Origin of the sequence: Klebsiella sp. K-Nf6 (assembly GCF_002806655.1) — a bacterium.
GTDB classification, from domain to species: domain Bacteria; phylum Pseudomonadota; class Gammaproteobacteria; order Enterobacterales; family Enterobacteriaceae; genus Klebsiella; species Klebsiella variicola.
In genome coordinates, this window is record NZ_PIBN01000007.1 from 86,710 (window position 1) to 99,358 (window position 12,649).

Annotated in this window: 16 protein-coding genes; 12 read left to right on the forward strand and 4 right to left on the reverse strand. The window is 57.9% G+C overall.

Going from position 1 to position 12,649, the window contains the following annotated elements:
• Positions 1–66 precede the first annotated feature (66 nt).
• On the forward strand, positions 67–270 hold the full coding sequence (locus CWM61_RS13805) for a DUF2754 family protein (protein WP_012968852.1): 204 nt from the start codon (positions 67–69) through the stop codon (positions 268–270).
• Between the two features lie 31 nt (positions 271–301).
• On the opposite strand, the gene ddlA is transcribed toward CWM61_RS13805, so the two are convergent.
• Positions 302–1,399, reverse strand: a complete 1,098-nt coding sequence (ddlA, locus tag CWM61_RS13810; RefSeq protein ID WP_012542722.1) for a D-alanine--D-alanine ligase — start codon at positions 1,397–1,399, stop codon at positions 302–304.
• Between the two features lie 99 nt (positions 1,400–1,498).
• On the opposite strand from ddlA, the gene CWM61_RS13815 reads away from it, so the two are divergent.
• The 5 genes from CWM61_RS13815 to CWM61_RS13835 all read left to right on the forward strand — a co-directional run bounded on the left by CWM61_RS13815 (position 1,499) and on the right by CWM61_RS13835 (position 6,041).
• Positions 1,499–2,182 (forward strand): extensin family protein, encoded by a 684-nt coding sequence (locus CWM61_RS13815; RefSeq protein ID WP_100631418.1) that lies wholly within the window; start codon positions 1,499–1,501, stop codon positions 2,180–2,182.
• Positions 2,183–2,351: 169 nt separating this feature from the next.
• The gene (locus CWM61_RS13820; RefSeq protein WP_074386766.1) at positions 2,352–3,551 is read left to right on the forward strand and encodes a multidrug efflux MFS transporter; all 1,200 of its coding nucleotides are present in this window, start codon (positions 2,352–2,354) and stop codon (positions 3,549–3,551) included.
• A gap of 300 nt (positions 3,552–3,851) precedes the next feature.
• On the forward strand, positions 3,852–4,112 hold the full coding sequence (gene iraP, locus CWM61_RS13825; protein ID WP_008805343.1) for an anti-adapter protein IraP: 261 nt from the start codon (positions 3,852–3,854) through the stop codon (positions 4,110–4,112).
• A gap of 89 nt (positions 4,113–4,201) precedes the next feature.
• Positions 4,202–5,632 carry an alkaline phosphatase gene (gene phoA / locus CWM61_RS13830; protein ID WP_165784181.1) on the forward strand — a complete coding sequence of 477 codons (1,431 nt, stop codon included), beginning with the start codon at positions 4,202–4,204 and terminating at the stop codon, positions 5,630–5,632.
• A gap of 91 nt (positions 5,633–5,723) precedes the next feature.
• Complete coding sequence (locus CWM61_RS13835) at positions 5,724–6,041, forward strand: PsiF family protein (protein WP_074386765.1); 318 nt, start codon at positions 5,724–5,726, stop codon at positions 6,039–6,041.
• A gap of 70 nt (positions 6,042–6,111) precedes the next feature.
• Here the strand turns inward: CWM61_RS13835 and proC are convergent, their stop codons facing one another.
• Positions 6,112–6,921 carry a pyrroline-5-carboxylate reductase gene (proC, locus tag CWM61_RS13840; RefSeq protein WP_074386815.1) on the reverse strand — a complete coding sequence of 270 codons (810 nt, stop codon included), beginning with the start codon at positions 6,919–6,921 and terminating at the stop codon, positions 6,112–6,114.
• Between the two features lie 116 nt (positions 6,922–7,037).
• Between proC and CWM61_RS13845 the strand changes: the two genes are divergently transcribed.
• Entirely contained in the window at positions 7,038–7,496 is a 459-nt protein-coding gene (locus CWM61_RS13845; protein WP_061155601.1) for a YaiI/YqxD family protein, read from the forward strand.
• On the opposite strand, the gene CWM61_RS13850 is transcribed toward CWM61_RS13845, so the two are convergent.
• Entirely contained in the window at positions 7,493–8,191 is a 699-nt protein-coding gene (locus tag CWM61_RS13850) for a DUF2076 domain-containing protein (RefSeq protein ID WP_061155600.1), read from the reverse strand. The genes CWM61_RS13845 and CWM61_RS13850 overlap by 4 nt on opposite strands.
• Positions 8,192–8,519: 328 nt before the next feature.
• On the opposite strand from CWM61_RS13850, the gene aroL reads away from it, so the two are divergent.
• From aroL to ppnP, 4 genes are all read left to right on the forward strand, one after another.
• Positions 8,520–9,053: a shikimate kinase AroL gene (gene aroL / locus CWM61_RS13855; protein ID WP_061155599.1), complete on the forward strand. Its 534-nt coding sequence runs from the start codon at positions 8,520–8,522 to the stop codon at positions 9,051–9,053.
• Positions 9,054–9,124: 71 nt separating this feature from the next.
• A complete protein-coding gene (locus CWM61_RS13860; protein ID WP_008805350.1) occupies positions 9,125–9,316 on the forward strand; it encodes a YaiA family protein in 192 nt (63 codons plus the stop codon).
• A gap of 249 nt (positions 9,317–9,565) precedes the next feature.
• Positions 9,566–10,246, forward strand: a complete 681-nt coding sequence (locus CWM61_RS13865; RefSeq protein WP_074386763.1) for an AroM family protein — start codon at positions 9,566–9,568, stop codon at positions 10,244–10,246.
• Positions 10,247–10,323: 77 nt separating this feature from the next.
• Positions 10,324–10,608, forward strand: a complete 285-nt coding sequence (gene ppnP, locus CWM61_RS13870; RefSeq protein WP_002890284.1) for a pyrimidine/purine nucleoside phosphorylase — start codon at positions 10,324–10,326, stop codon at positions 10,606–10,608.
• Between the two features lie 71 nt (positions 10,609–10,679).
• Here the strand turns inward: ppnP and rdgC are convergent, their stop codons facing one another.
• On the reverse strand, positions 10,680–11,591 hold the full coding sequence (gene rdgC / locus CWM61_RS13875; RefSeq protein WP_002890285.1) for a recombination-associated protein RdgC: 912 nt from the start codon (positions 11,589–11,591) through the stop codon (positions 10,680–10,682).
• 91 nt (positions 11,592–11,682) lie between these two features.
• Between rdgC and mak the strand changes: the two genes are divergently transcribed.
• On the forward strand, positions 11,683–12,597 hold the full coding sequence (gene mak, locus CWM61_RS13880) for a fructokinase (protein ID WP_100631419.1): 915 nt from the start codon (positions 11,683–11,685) through the stop codon (positions 12,595–12,597).
• The last annotated feature ends 52 nt before the right edge of the window (positions 12,598–12,649 follow it).

Sequence of the window (12,649 nt, forward strand, 5' to 3'; positions counted from 1 at the left end):
CTCCCTGGCGCTACAGACCGCCGCGGGCGGCTATGCGAAGATGCGTTTTTTGCTGTTGGAGGCCGCATGAAGCTCACTGATAAAATTCGCCGCGACTGGCACTACTACGCGGTGGCGCTGGGGTTAATTTTTATTCTCAATGGGGTGGTGGGGCTGCTGGGGTTTGAAACGCAGGGCTGGCAATCTTACGCCGTTGGTCTGGTGACCTGGGTGATTAGCTTCTGGGCCGCGGGCCTGGTGATCCGCCGCCGCCCGGCAGAAGAGGCCTGAGGCCCCTGCTGCCAGGCGCGGTAAACGCGTTTTAGTTCATGGAGGTTTTCAGCGCCCGGTCCGCGGCATGGCGCTCCAGCGCCAGCTCAATCAACCGGGTGATCAGGCTGGTGTAGTCGAGGCCGCTGGCCTGCCACAGCTTCGGATACATGCTGATGTTGGTAAAGCCCGGCAGGGTGTTGATCTCGTTGATCACCACCTCGTTGTCGGCGGTGAGGAACACGTCAACGCGGGCCATGCCGCTGCAGCCCAGGGTCTGGTAGGCCTGCACCGCAATCGCGCGGATCTTGTCGTTGATCTCAGGGGCGATGGCGGCCGGGACCACCACCTGCGCGCCCTGGTCATCGATATATTTGGTGTCGTAGGCGTAAAACTCGCTGTTGAGGACAATTTCACCGCAGGTGCTGGCCTGCGGGTGGTCGTTACCCAGCACCGCACACTCAATTTCCCGCCCTTTAATGCCTTGTTCCACCACCACTTTATGGTCAAATTCAAAGGCCAGGGCCACCGCCTGATGGTACTGCTCTTCGTTTTTAACTTTGCTGACGCCAACCGATGAGCCCTGATTGGCCGGCTTCACGAACAGCGGCAGGCCCAGCTTCGCTTCGACATCGGCAAAGCTGAACTGCGCGCGGTTGGCGCGGGTCAAGGTGATAAACGGGGCGACGGCGAGCCCGGCATCGCGCAGCAGACGTTTGGTCACGTCTTTGTCCATACAGGCCGCGGAGCCCAGCACATCGGAACCCACGAAAGGCAGATTCGCCATGCGCAGCATGCCCTGCAGGGAGCCATCCTCGCCCAGCGTGCCGTGGACGATGGGGAAAATCACATCGATAGCCGCCAGCGGCTGGCCGCTGTCGGCGTTAATCAGCTGCTGTGCTTCGCGGCCTGGGATCTGCGCCAGAGTCACTGTGGAAGGGCGCAGGGCAATGCGGGCAGGATCCTGAGCATTGAGCAGGTAGTTGCCGGCGTCGTTGATGTGCCATAGCCCCTGTTTATCAATGCCCAACAGAACCACATCGAAGCGCGATTTATCAATCGCTTCCACGATATTCTTCGCTGACTGCAGCGACACTTCATGCTCCGCCGACTTGCCGCCAAAAACGATCCCAACCCTCATCTTTGCCATTTCAACTTCCATCCAGATAACATCAAAGGGCATAACATACCATGTGAAACCGCTGCCTGCCTGCCATAATATTTACCTGATCAATTGACGGGAGTGGGCGTGAGAGGAAAGACGCTGCTGGTGCTGGCCGGGCTGCTCGGCGCGGGCCTGTTGGGATACCGCTATCTGCCGCCGCACCTGAATCCTCTGGTACCGCTGGCGCTGGACGATCCCCCGGGCTGGCTGACGTCATTCAAGCTGCACAGGCTGACGGCAGATCAGTGCGCCTCCCTGCTGGCGGAAGCCAATCGCCGGCGGCTTATCGCCAGCCGGCCGGTGGCCGACAGCGGGGGAAGCTGCCCGCTGCATAACGTGGTGCGAGTGGCGAATTTTGGCAGCGTGACGCTGAGCAGCAGCTTCCTCGCCAGCTGCCCGCTGGCGCTCAGCACTGCGCTGTACGTCGAACAGCAGGCGAAGCCGCTGACCCGTCAGCTGATGGCGAGCGATCTGCGCCAGATCGATCATCTCGGCAGCTTCGCCTGCCGCAATATCTACCATCGGCAACAGGCGCGGCGCAGTGAACACGCCACGGCGGACGCGCTGGACGTCAGCGGTTTCCGTCTGGCGGACGGCCGACGCGTCAGCGTCCTGCAGGGCTGGCGGAACGAGACCTCGCATCCCTGGCTGGCGGCGCTGTTGAGCAACAGCTGCCACTACTTCGGCAACGCACTGGGGCCAGAGTACAATGCGGCTCACGCCAATCATTTTCATCTGGGGATGCGCGGACAGGGCTTCTGCTTTTGAGCATAAAGCGCTGTGAGCAGCCTAAATGACCAGAAAATGCTTCGTCAGGTTCTCATCCGCACTCATAAAACACCAAACTCATCGCCAGCGCATCTATGGTAGTACACCAGTGGAATGAAATTGCTAAGCTAGGTAATAATTGGCAAATCATTAATGAATACGCGTAGTTATGGAATCCTGGAAGGTTAATCTTATCTCCGTCTGGTTTGGCTGCTTTTTTACCGGCCTGGCGATCAGTCAAATTCTCCCTTTTTTGCCCCTCTACGTCTCCCAGCTGGGCGTCACCTCGCATGAAGCGCTGTCGATGTGGTCGGGGCTGACCTTCAGCGTGACTTTTCTTGTCTCGGCGATCGTTTCGCCGATGTGGGGGAGCCTGGCAGACCGCAAAGGCCGCAAGCTGATGCTGCTGCGTGCCTCGCTGGGGATGGCGATTGCTATTTTACTGCAGGCCTTCGCCACTAACGTCTGGCAGCTGTTTATCCTGCGGGCGATCATGGGCTTAACCTCCGGTTATATCCCCAACGCCATGGCGCTGGTGGCCTCCCAGGTGCCGCGCGAGCGTAGCGGCTGGGCGCTGAGCACGCTATCAACGGCGCAAATCAGCGGCGTGATCGGCGGCCCACTGCTCGGCGGCTTCCTGGCTGATCATGTCGGTTTGCGCGCCGTATTTATCATCACCGCGATTTTGCTGACCGTAAGCTTCCTGGTGACGCTGTTTCTGATTAAAGAGGGCGCCCGCCCGCAGGTCAGCAAAAGCGAGCGCCTCACCGGGAAACAAGTCTTTGCCTCCTTGCCCTACCCGGGGCTGGTGATCAGCCTCTTTTTCACCACCCTGGTGATCCAGTTGTGCAACGGCTCAATTGGCCCAATTCTGGCGCTGTTTATCAAGTCGATGGTGCCGGACAGCAACAATATCGCCTTTCTGGCCGGGATGATCGCCGCGGTGCCCGGCGTGTCAGCGCTGATTTCTGCGCCACGGCTGGGTAAGTTAGGCGATCGCATCGGTACCTCGCGGATCCTGCTCGCGACGCTCTGCTGCGCAGTGGTGATGTTCTTCGCCATGTCCTTTGTCACCACACCGCTGCAGCTGGGGACGCTGCGTTTCCTGCTTGGCTTTGCCGATGGCGCGATGCTCCCGGCGGTGCAGACCTTATTGCTGAAATACAGTAGCGACAGCGTCACCGGGCGCATCTTTGGCTATAACCAGTCGTTTATGTATCTGGGCAATGTCGCCGGGCCGCTGATTGGCGCCTCTGTATCCGCCATGGCCGGCTTCCGCTGGGTGTTTATTGCCACCGCCATTATCGTCTTCATCAACCTCTGGCAGCTGGCATGGATGCTGCGCCGCACCCGTCGCGCTGCGGCGTAATTCTCTGTTGACGGTATTTCATCAGAATACCGTCAACATTATTCACCGTCGTAGATTAACCATTACTTTTTGTTATCGCCATTTCGTGAGCGATATTCCATTTCATTATTTCCCGCACCATCTGGGTATAACCATCCCCGGCCATGATTAAACAATACTATTTATAGTGGTATTTTGTTGTGGTAAAACGTTTCGCTGTATATTGGGTGTTGCGATGATTCTTATTTTAAGTAATTCTGAGGTCCGTCATCGGGTATGACATCCCAATCAAAAACAGGCCTCGCATAAGGAACTGGTGCTATGAAGAATCTCATTGCTGAGTTACTGGTTAAACTGGCGCAAAAAGAAGAAGAAGCAAAGGAACTGACGGTGCAGGTTGAAGCGCTGGAGATCGTGGTCACCGCATTATTGCGCCATATGGAGCATGATGCCCAGCAGGCATTGATTCAGGATATTGAGCAGGCAATAGACCAGGTGACGCCCTGTCCGCCGGTCAACGACCAGGATGCGATGCTGCTGCAGCAATATCTAAAGAAGCTGTTGCGGCATCCTCGTAGCTAGTCTTTGTGACACGACAAGGATGCCGTCATTTTTCTGTCATCTCCCTTTTATAAAGTCTCCCCCGTTTTGTTTTTTTAAGTATTTTTTACATGGAGATGACAAAAGTGAAATTAAGCGCCCTGTTTATTGCCCTGGTTCCTCTGCTGGGCTCGCCGGTTATTCATGCAGAAACCACTGCTGCGCCGGTTCTGGAAAATCGCGCTGCGCAAGGAGATATCACCACTCCCGGCGGCGCGCGTCGTTTAACAGGCGATCAAACCGAAGCGCTGCGCGCCTCGTTAATCAATAAGCCGGCTAAAAACGTTATTTTGCTGATTGGCGATGGCATGGGTGATTCGGAAATTACCGCTGCGCGAAATTATGCGGAAGGGGCGGGCGGTTTCTTTAAAGGCATTGACGCCCTGCCGTTAACCGGACAATACACGCACTATTCGCTGGATAAAAAAACCGGTAAACCGGACTACGTGACCGACTCGGCGGCGTCCGCCACCGCCTGGACCACCGGCGTGAAGACCTATAACGGCGCGCTGGGCGTCGATATTCATGAAAAAGATCACCAGACCCTCCTCGAGCTGGCGAAAGCGGCGGGGCTGGCCACCGGCAACGTTTCCACCGCCGAGCTGCAGGATGCCACCCCCGCGGCGCTGGTAGCGCATGTGACATCGCGTAAATGCTACGGCCCCACGGTCACCAGCGAAAAATGCCCCAGCAATGCGCTGGAGAAAGGGGGCAAAGGCTCCATTACTGAACAGCTGCTGAACGCCCGGCCGGATGTGACGCTGGGCGGCGGGGCGAAGACCTTTGCCGAAACGGCGACGGCGGGCGAGTGGCAGGGCAAAACCCTGCGCGAGCAGGCGGAGGCCCGCGGCTACCAGATAGTGACCGATGCGGCTTCTCTTGCCGCCGCGACTGACGCCAGTCAGGCTAAGCCGCTGTTGGGACTCTTCGCCGATGGCAATATGCCGGTACGCTGGGAAGGGCCGAAGGCGTCTTATCACGGCAATATCGATAAGGCGCCGGTGACCTGTACGCCAAACCCGAAACGCGACGCCTCGGTGCCGACGCTGGCGCAGATGACGGAGAAAGCGATTGACCTGCTGAGCCGCAACGAGAAAGGTTTCTTCCTGCAGGTGGAAGGCGCTTCCATCGATAAACAGGATCATGCGGCGAATCCGTGCGGCCAGATCGGTGAAACCGTTGACCTCGACGAAGCGGTGCAGAAGGCGCTGGAGTTTGCGCGAAAAGATGGCAATACCCTGGTGATCGTCACCGCCGACCATGCGCACGCCAGCCAGATCATTCCGGCGGACAGCAAAGCCCCGGGACTGACCCAGGCTCTGAATACCCACGATGGCGCAGTGATGGTCATGAGCTACGGCAACTCTGAGGAAGAGTCGATGGAGCATACCGGCACCCAGCTGCGCATTGCGGCCTACGGTCCACACGCGGCTAACGTCGTCGGCCTGACCGACCAGACCGACCTGTTCTCGACCATGAAAGCTGCCCTGAGTCTGAAATAAGTCGCTGCCGGTGGCGAAATTGCGTCACCGGCTGGTTTTTTTTCTATCTGCGTCCAGACTTACAACGATCCACTCACAGAAGGATGGTGCGATGAAAATAACCTTACTAATGACCCTACTGTTTGGCTTGATCTTTATCAGCGCGGTTGGCGCGGCAGAAAAAACGCCCACTCCACAGCAGCAAAAGATGACGGACTGCAATCAGCAAGCGTCATCCAAAGCGCTGAAGGGAGATGAGCGCAAAACGTTTATGAGCCAGTGCCTGAAAAAAGAGACCACCACGTCGCAAGGAAAAGCGCTCACCCCTCAGCAGCAGAAGATGAGCGACTGCAACAAAGCGGCCTCGGCAAAATCGTTGAAGGGTGATGAACGCAGTACCTTCATGAGTACCTGCCTGAAGAAAGCCTGAAAAAAAGGGAGCGCTTATCCGCTCCCTTCTTCTTTGAATACTCAGGGCATTACTGCCTACCCTCTCAGGCTCAGGCGCGGCTCAGTTTCTCTGATTTCTCCATACACTGGGTGATGGCTTCGATCACGGCGGAGCGGAACCCTTTCTCTTCCAGCACGCGGACGGCTTCGATAGTGGTCCCGCCAGGCGAGCAGACCATATCTTTCAGCGCCCCTGGATGCTCGCCGCTCTCCAGCACCATTTTGGCGGAGCCCATGACTGCCTGAGCGGCGAATTTATAGGCCTGGGCGCGCGGCATTCCACCGAGGACGGCGGCATCGGCCATCGCTTCGATAAACATAAAGACATAGGCCGGCGCGGAGCCGCTCACGCCCACCACCGGATGGATCATCGGCTCGGCAATTTGTTCCGCCTGGCCAAAGCAGCGGAAAATGGTCAGCACTTCGGCCACATCTTCGCTGCTCACCAGCGCGTTAGGCGTGACGGAGGTCATACCGGCGTTGACCAGTGACGGCGTATTGGGCATCGCGCGAATAATTTTGCGATCGTGACCGAGGGCGCGCGCCAGTTGCTCAAGCGTGACCCCGGCGGCGATGGAGACTACCAGCGACTCTTTATTCAGGCTTGAGGCGACGTCGCCCAGCACTTTGGTCATGATCCCCGGCTTCACCGCGCCGAAGACGATATCGGCAATCTGCGCCACTTCCTGAGCGCTCCCGGCCGCGTTAATGCCATACTGGTCGCGCAGAGCCGCAACCTTGTCCGGCGACGGGGTGTAGACCCAGATTTGTCCCGGCTGTACCTGGCCGCTGGCGATCAGTCCACCCAGAATGGCCTTACCCATATTGCCGCAGCCGATAAAGCCAATTTTCTTATCCATCACCATTCCCCTCTGCTTTTTTCGTTACGATCTGATTAGCTTACCATCCTGGCGCTTTCATGGGGGAGAAAAGCAGGTAACATTGGCGTCACTTATTGCAGGTAACAGGAGCTGGCATGGCTATTTGGGTAGATGCGGACGCGTGTCCGAACGTGATTAAAGAGATTTTGTTCCGCGCGGCAGAGCGAACCCAGATCCCGGTGACGCTGGTGGCGAATCAGCCGCTGCGCGTACCGCCGTCGCGTTTCATCCGCACTCTGCGGGTTGAGCAAGGTTTTGACGTGGCGGATAACGAAATCGTCCGCCAGTGTGCGCCGGGGGATTTGGTGATCACCGCCGATATCCCGCTGGCGGCGGAAGTGCTGGCGAAGGGCGGTGCGGCGCTGAATCCGCGCGGGGAACGCTACAGTGAGGCGACGATCCGCGAGCGGCTGACAATGCGGGATTTTATGGAGACATTGCGGGCCAGCGGCGTGCAGACCGGCGGCCCGGATAGTTTATCGCAGCGCGATCGGCAACAGTTTGCCGCCGAGCTGGAGAAGTGGTTGCTGGCGGTTAAACGTCAGCAGGGTTAGACCCAGCTATCGTCGTCGCTGCCAACATCATCGTCGCCAAAGCCGGCGTCGAAGTCGTCGTTCCAGGTATTGTCGGCAAGGAACTGATCGTCTCCCTGGCGGAACGGATCGTCACCTGCGGTGGCGTCCTGCGCGGGAGTGGCATCAGGCTGCGGCTTCTCTTCGATGATATTGACGATCTCCTGCGGGTGCGAGCCGCTGAACATATTGGTCAGCATATTGCCCAGCACCACGCCGCCTGCTACGCCTGCGGCTGTTTGCAGCGCGCCCGCCATAAAGCCGCCGCCGCGTGCGGCTGCCTGCGGGGCATAGTTCTGCTGCTGTTGCGGCGGGGCATACTGCGGCTGGGCGCTGGCCTGCGGGCGTCCGTATTGCTCCGCGCCCGGGATAGGGTCAGAACCGCGTGACGAGCCGCCTCCGCCAAACAAGCCGGAGAGGAATCCGCCGCTGCTGGGCTTCGCCGCCTGCAGCTGGCTGACCTGGCTTTCCAGTGCCTGGATGCGATCGTTAAGCTGTTTAATCGCGGCTTCCTGGATAAGAATGGTTTGCGCCATATAGTAGGGTGCCGCCGGCTGCGCGCTCACATGTTGGGCAATCCGCTCCTCGGCGCTGGTATCGCGCGATGCACTGTGTGTCTCAGCCTCTTTCAGCCGGGAAAACAGCCCATCAATAAGGCGTTGTTCTTCAGATTGCATGTTACATTCCTCTGTCACACTGTTGAATTGGCTTCAGGGTGCGTCTGAAACACGATGTTGTAAATATGTTGCTTCGTAAAGCTATGCATAAATGTGTTACCGTTTACGCCAGCGTTGGATAAAAAATAACGCCCAGCCGAAAGTAAAGCTGGTTAAACACTTAATGCAATGATAAGTTTACATCAAGAGCCCCTTTTCTCACTGTGGTAATAGGGGTGTAAAGAAGTTGTGTAACGTTTAATTTACGCATGCGTTGCGGAACAAACAGCGATAATACGTTCTTTCGTTTTCATTTTTTACGACAGGCGGAACCAGGGGGTCTTCGGTCATGACACAGCCAATCTTTCTCATCGGGCCACGGGGCTGCGGTAAAACCACCGTCGGCCATGCGCTGGCGCGAGCGCGGCATTTTCAGTTCTCCGATACCGATCATCGGCTGCAGGCTCATGAGCAGCGGACGGTAGCGGAGATCGTGCAGGCAGAAGGGTGGGCGCGTTTTCGCGAACTGGAAACCCTGTCGCTGAAGGCCGTGACCCTGCCGAATACGGTGATCGCCACCGGCGGCGGCATTGTGCTGGCGGAAGGTAACCGCCAGTTTATGCGGGAGAATGGCGTGGTTATCTATCTGCAGGCCTCGGTGTCGGCGCTGATTGATCGTCTGGAAGCTTACCCGAAAGCCGAGCAGCGTCCGACGCTGACCGGGAAACCGGTACGTGAAGAAGTGGGCGAGGTGCTGGCGCAGCGCGAAGCCTTATACCGTGACGCCGCCCATCACATCGTGGATGCCACGGCCTCCCCGGATCGGGTGGTGGAGCAGATTATGACCATGCTGTGTGGCGTGACGGCGACCCCGGTAAGTTAAGAATTTACTTACATTAAGACGGTGAGGGGCGCCTATACTTGATAGTTCTGACGCCAGAAGAAGGAAGAACTATGCCAAACAGGCCCCCTTATCCGAGAGAAGCCCGCGTTGTGGCGGTAGAGAAAGGCCCGCAGGGTCAGACCGTCACCTGGTATCAACTCCGCGCGGATTATCCTGAACCCAATTCGCTGATCAGCGAACATCCTACCGAGCAGGAAGCCGTGGATGCCAAGCGGCGCTATGAAGATCCTGACAAGTCGTAACCCCTGAGCCCGGATTGCCTGCCATACTGGCAATATCGGGCGTATCTCACATTTTTTATTTATCAGTCGTACTAATGAATATCTAACACACGGATTTTTCAGGCACGCCGCTGCCGCCGGTCAATCTTTACATTCAACGGCGGCGCGGAGCTGCTACGCTTCTCGACGGTTGATTTTTACTCAACAGGGGGGCGGATGCTGTGTGTGGTAAGTCTGTCTTGAAGCAGTGGTAGTGAAAAGGTACATGATATGAGTAGTGCAACGATGGCAATTTTGACCATCGGCGTTGTGCCGCTGGCGGGAGTGTTGCCGCTCCTGACCGAACATATCAGGGAAGAACAGATCACCCACATTAGTCTGCTGGGCGATATGACCCATGCTGAGGTAAGCAAAGAGTACGCGGTGGGTGACGGCGAGCAGGGCCTGCTGACCTTGCTCAGTGATAACCAGCTGGTGATGATATCGCGGCAGAAAATTGAACGGGATATCCGCAGCGTGATCGCGATGCTGGATCGGCAGAACTATGATGTGATCCTGTTGCTCAGCTCCGAACAGTTGAGTGGTTTTACGACCCACCATGCGATCCTTCTTGAGCCGCAGCGGATCATCCCGCCGCTGGTGGCGTCGATCGTCGATGGGCATCAGGTGGGGGTGATCGTGCCGGTGGAAGAGATCATGCCCATGCAGCGGCAAAAGTGGCTCTCGCTGGAAAAGTCGCCGTACTACGCGCTGGCCAACCCCTTTACCGGCAGCGACAGTGAGCTATTAAGCGCCGGTAAAGCGCTGCTGGAGCAGGGCGCCGACGTCCTGGTGCTCGATTGTCTCGGTTACTATCAACATCACCGCGATGTGTTACAAAAAGCCCTGGACGTCCCGGTTTTGCTGTCGAATGTGCTGGTTTCCCGACTGGCGGCAGAACTATTGGTCTAATGTGTTAATTTCACGTGACAGGGGCAAGGAGCGCCCCCTATATTGAGCCTTTAACCGACGATCAGAAGGGCTTGTTTATGCTTCAAAGCAATGAATACTTTGACGGAAAAGTGAAATCCATTGGCTTCACCAGCAGCAGTACCGGTCGCGCCAGCGTTGGCGTGATGGCGGAAGGGGAATATACCTTTGGTACGGCGCAGCCGGAAGAGATGACGGTGGTCAGCGGGGCGCTGAATGTCCTGCTGCCGGGTGAGACTGAGTGGAAAGTTTACGCTGCCGGCGAAGTTTTCAATGTGCCAGGCAACAGCGAATTTCATCTGCAGGTGGCTGAGCCAACCTCTTATCTGTGCCGCTATCTGTAAGCCAGAGTGACACCCGGCGCCTGGCGCCGGGTTGTTTTTTCCTTCCTGCCAGCCAGGAAGGAAAGCGGCGCTTAGCGCTGCGCTTCGCCGCCGAGCCCTTCTACCAGGCTTTGGATCAGGGCGGCCAGCTCGCCGGTCATTAAGATAAAGTCGGCGTCAAAGCGCTGGGCGAAATCTTCCCGATCGATATCTTCGTTTTGGTCACGTAATTCATCGCAGAACTTGAGGCGCTTAATCGACGCGTCGTCGCAGATCACAAACTGAATACGCTGCTGCCAGTCCAGCGCCAGCTTGGTGACGACCTTCCCGGCCTCAATGTGCACGGCGATTTCGTCGCTGACCAGATCCTGTTTCTTGGCGCGGATCACGCCGCCATCTTCCAGCATCGCTTTCAGCTCGGCTTCATCCAGCAACTGGAAGCCCTGCGCCACGGTGCCGGAGCGGACCCACTCGGTCAGCGTCAGCTCGATTGGATTCTCCAGGGTCAGCGGCACCACCGGCAGTGAACCGAGGGTTTTACGCAGCAGGGCCAGGGTGTCTTCCGCTTTCTTCGCGCTGGCGCAGTCCACCATGATCAGGCCGTTAACGGTGTCGATCCACATCATCGTCTGGCTGAAGCGGCTGAAGGCGCGCGGCAGCAGCGAATGCAGCACTTCATCTTTCAGGGAATCTTTCTCGGTCTTCTTCAGCTTGCGGCCCTGATCGGCTTCCAGCTTCTGGATCTTCGCTTCCAGCGCCTGCTTGATCACCGGCGACGGCAGGATCTTTTCTTCTTTACGCGCGCAGATAATGATCTGGCCGTTTGCCGTATGCGTCAGCGCGTCGCTGTGCGATCCCATCGGCGACACCCAACCGGTTTTCGCCATATCCTGGCTGCCACAAGGGGTAAATGTCAGCTCGGCCAGCTGTTTTTCCATCTCCTCGGCGCGCAATTCGATATCGCGGCTGAGACGGTAAACCATTAAATTTTTGAACCACAGCATGATAATTTCCACGGCTTTGTCGTTAAATCAGGCGGGCATGATAGCGAATTGTCGCTATGCTTGCATTGTTAATCGGGGTGAGGAGCTGAGCGTGCGTATTGGTATTGATTTAGGTGGAACAAAAACCGAAGTGATAGCCCTGAGTGACCAGGGAGAGCAGCTGTTTCGCCACCGGTTACCCACGCCGCGTGAGGACTACCGGCAAACCATCGAGACTATCGCCACCCTGGTGGCGATGGCCGAGCAGGCGACCGGACAGCAGGGTACCGTGGGGATGGGCATTCCTGGCTCAATTTCGCCCTATACCGGGGTGGTGAAAAACGCCAACTCGACCTGGCTCAACGGCCAGCCCTTTGATAAGGATCTCAGCCTGCGCCTTGAGCGTGAAGTCCGGCTGGCCAACGACGCCAACTGTCTGGCGGTGTCGGAAGCGGTGGACGGCGCGGCGGCGGGGGCGCAAACGGTGTTCGCGGTGATCATCGGCACCGGCTGCGGCGCCGGGGTGGCGCTCAACGGGCGGGCGCATATCGGCGGCAACGGTAACGCCGGCGAGTGGGGGCATAACCCGCTGCCGTGGATGGACGACGATGAGCTGCGCTATCGCGCCGAAGTGCCCTGCTACTGCGGTAAACAGGGGTGTATCGAAACCTTTATCTCCGGCACCGGCTTTGCCACCGACTACCAGCGGCTGAGCGGCAAGGGGTTAACCGGCAGCGAGATTATGCGCCTGGTGGGTGAAGGTGATGAAAAGGCCGAACTGGCGCTGAGCCGCTATGAACAGCGGCTGGCGAAATCGCTGGCTCACGTGGTGAATATCCTCGACCCGGACGTTATCGTGCTGGGCGGCGGGATGAGCAACGTCGAGCGACTGTACCAGACGGTACCGGACCTGGTGAAGCCGTGGGTCTTCGGCGGCGAGTGTGAAACACCGATCCGCAAAGCGTTGCACGGTGACTCCAGCGGAGTACGCGGCGCGGCCTGGCTGTGGCCGCTCCAGGGGACCTGAACCGTTTCCCCGCATCCGGGCCCTCCGGGAGAGGGCCGGGCTGCGGGAACAT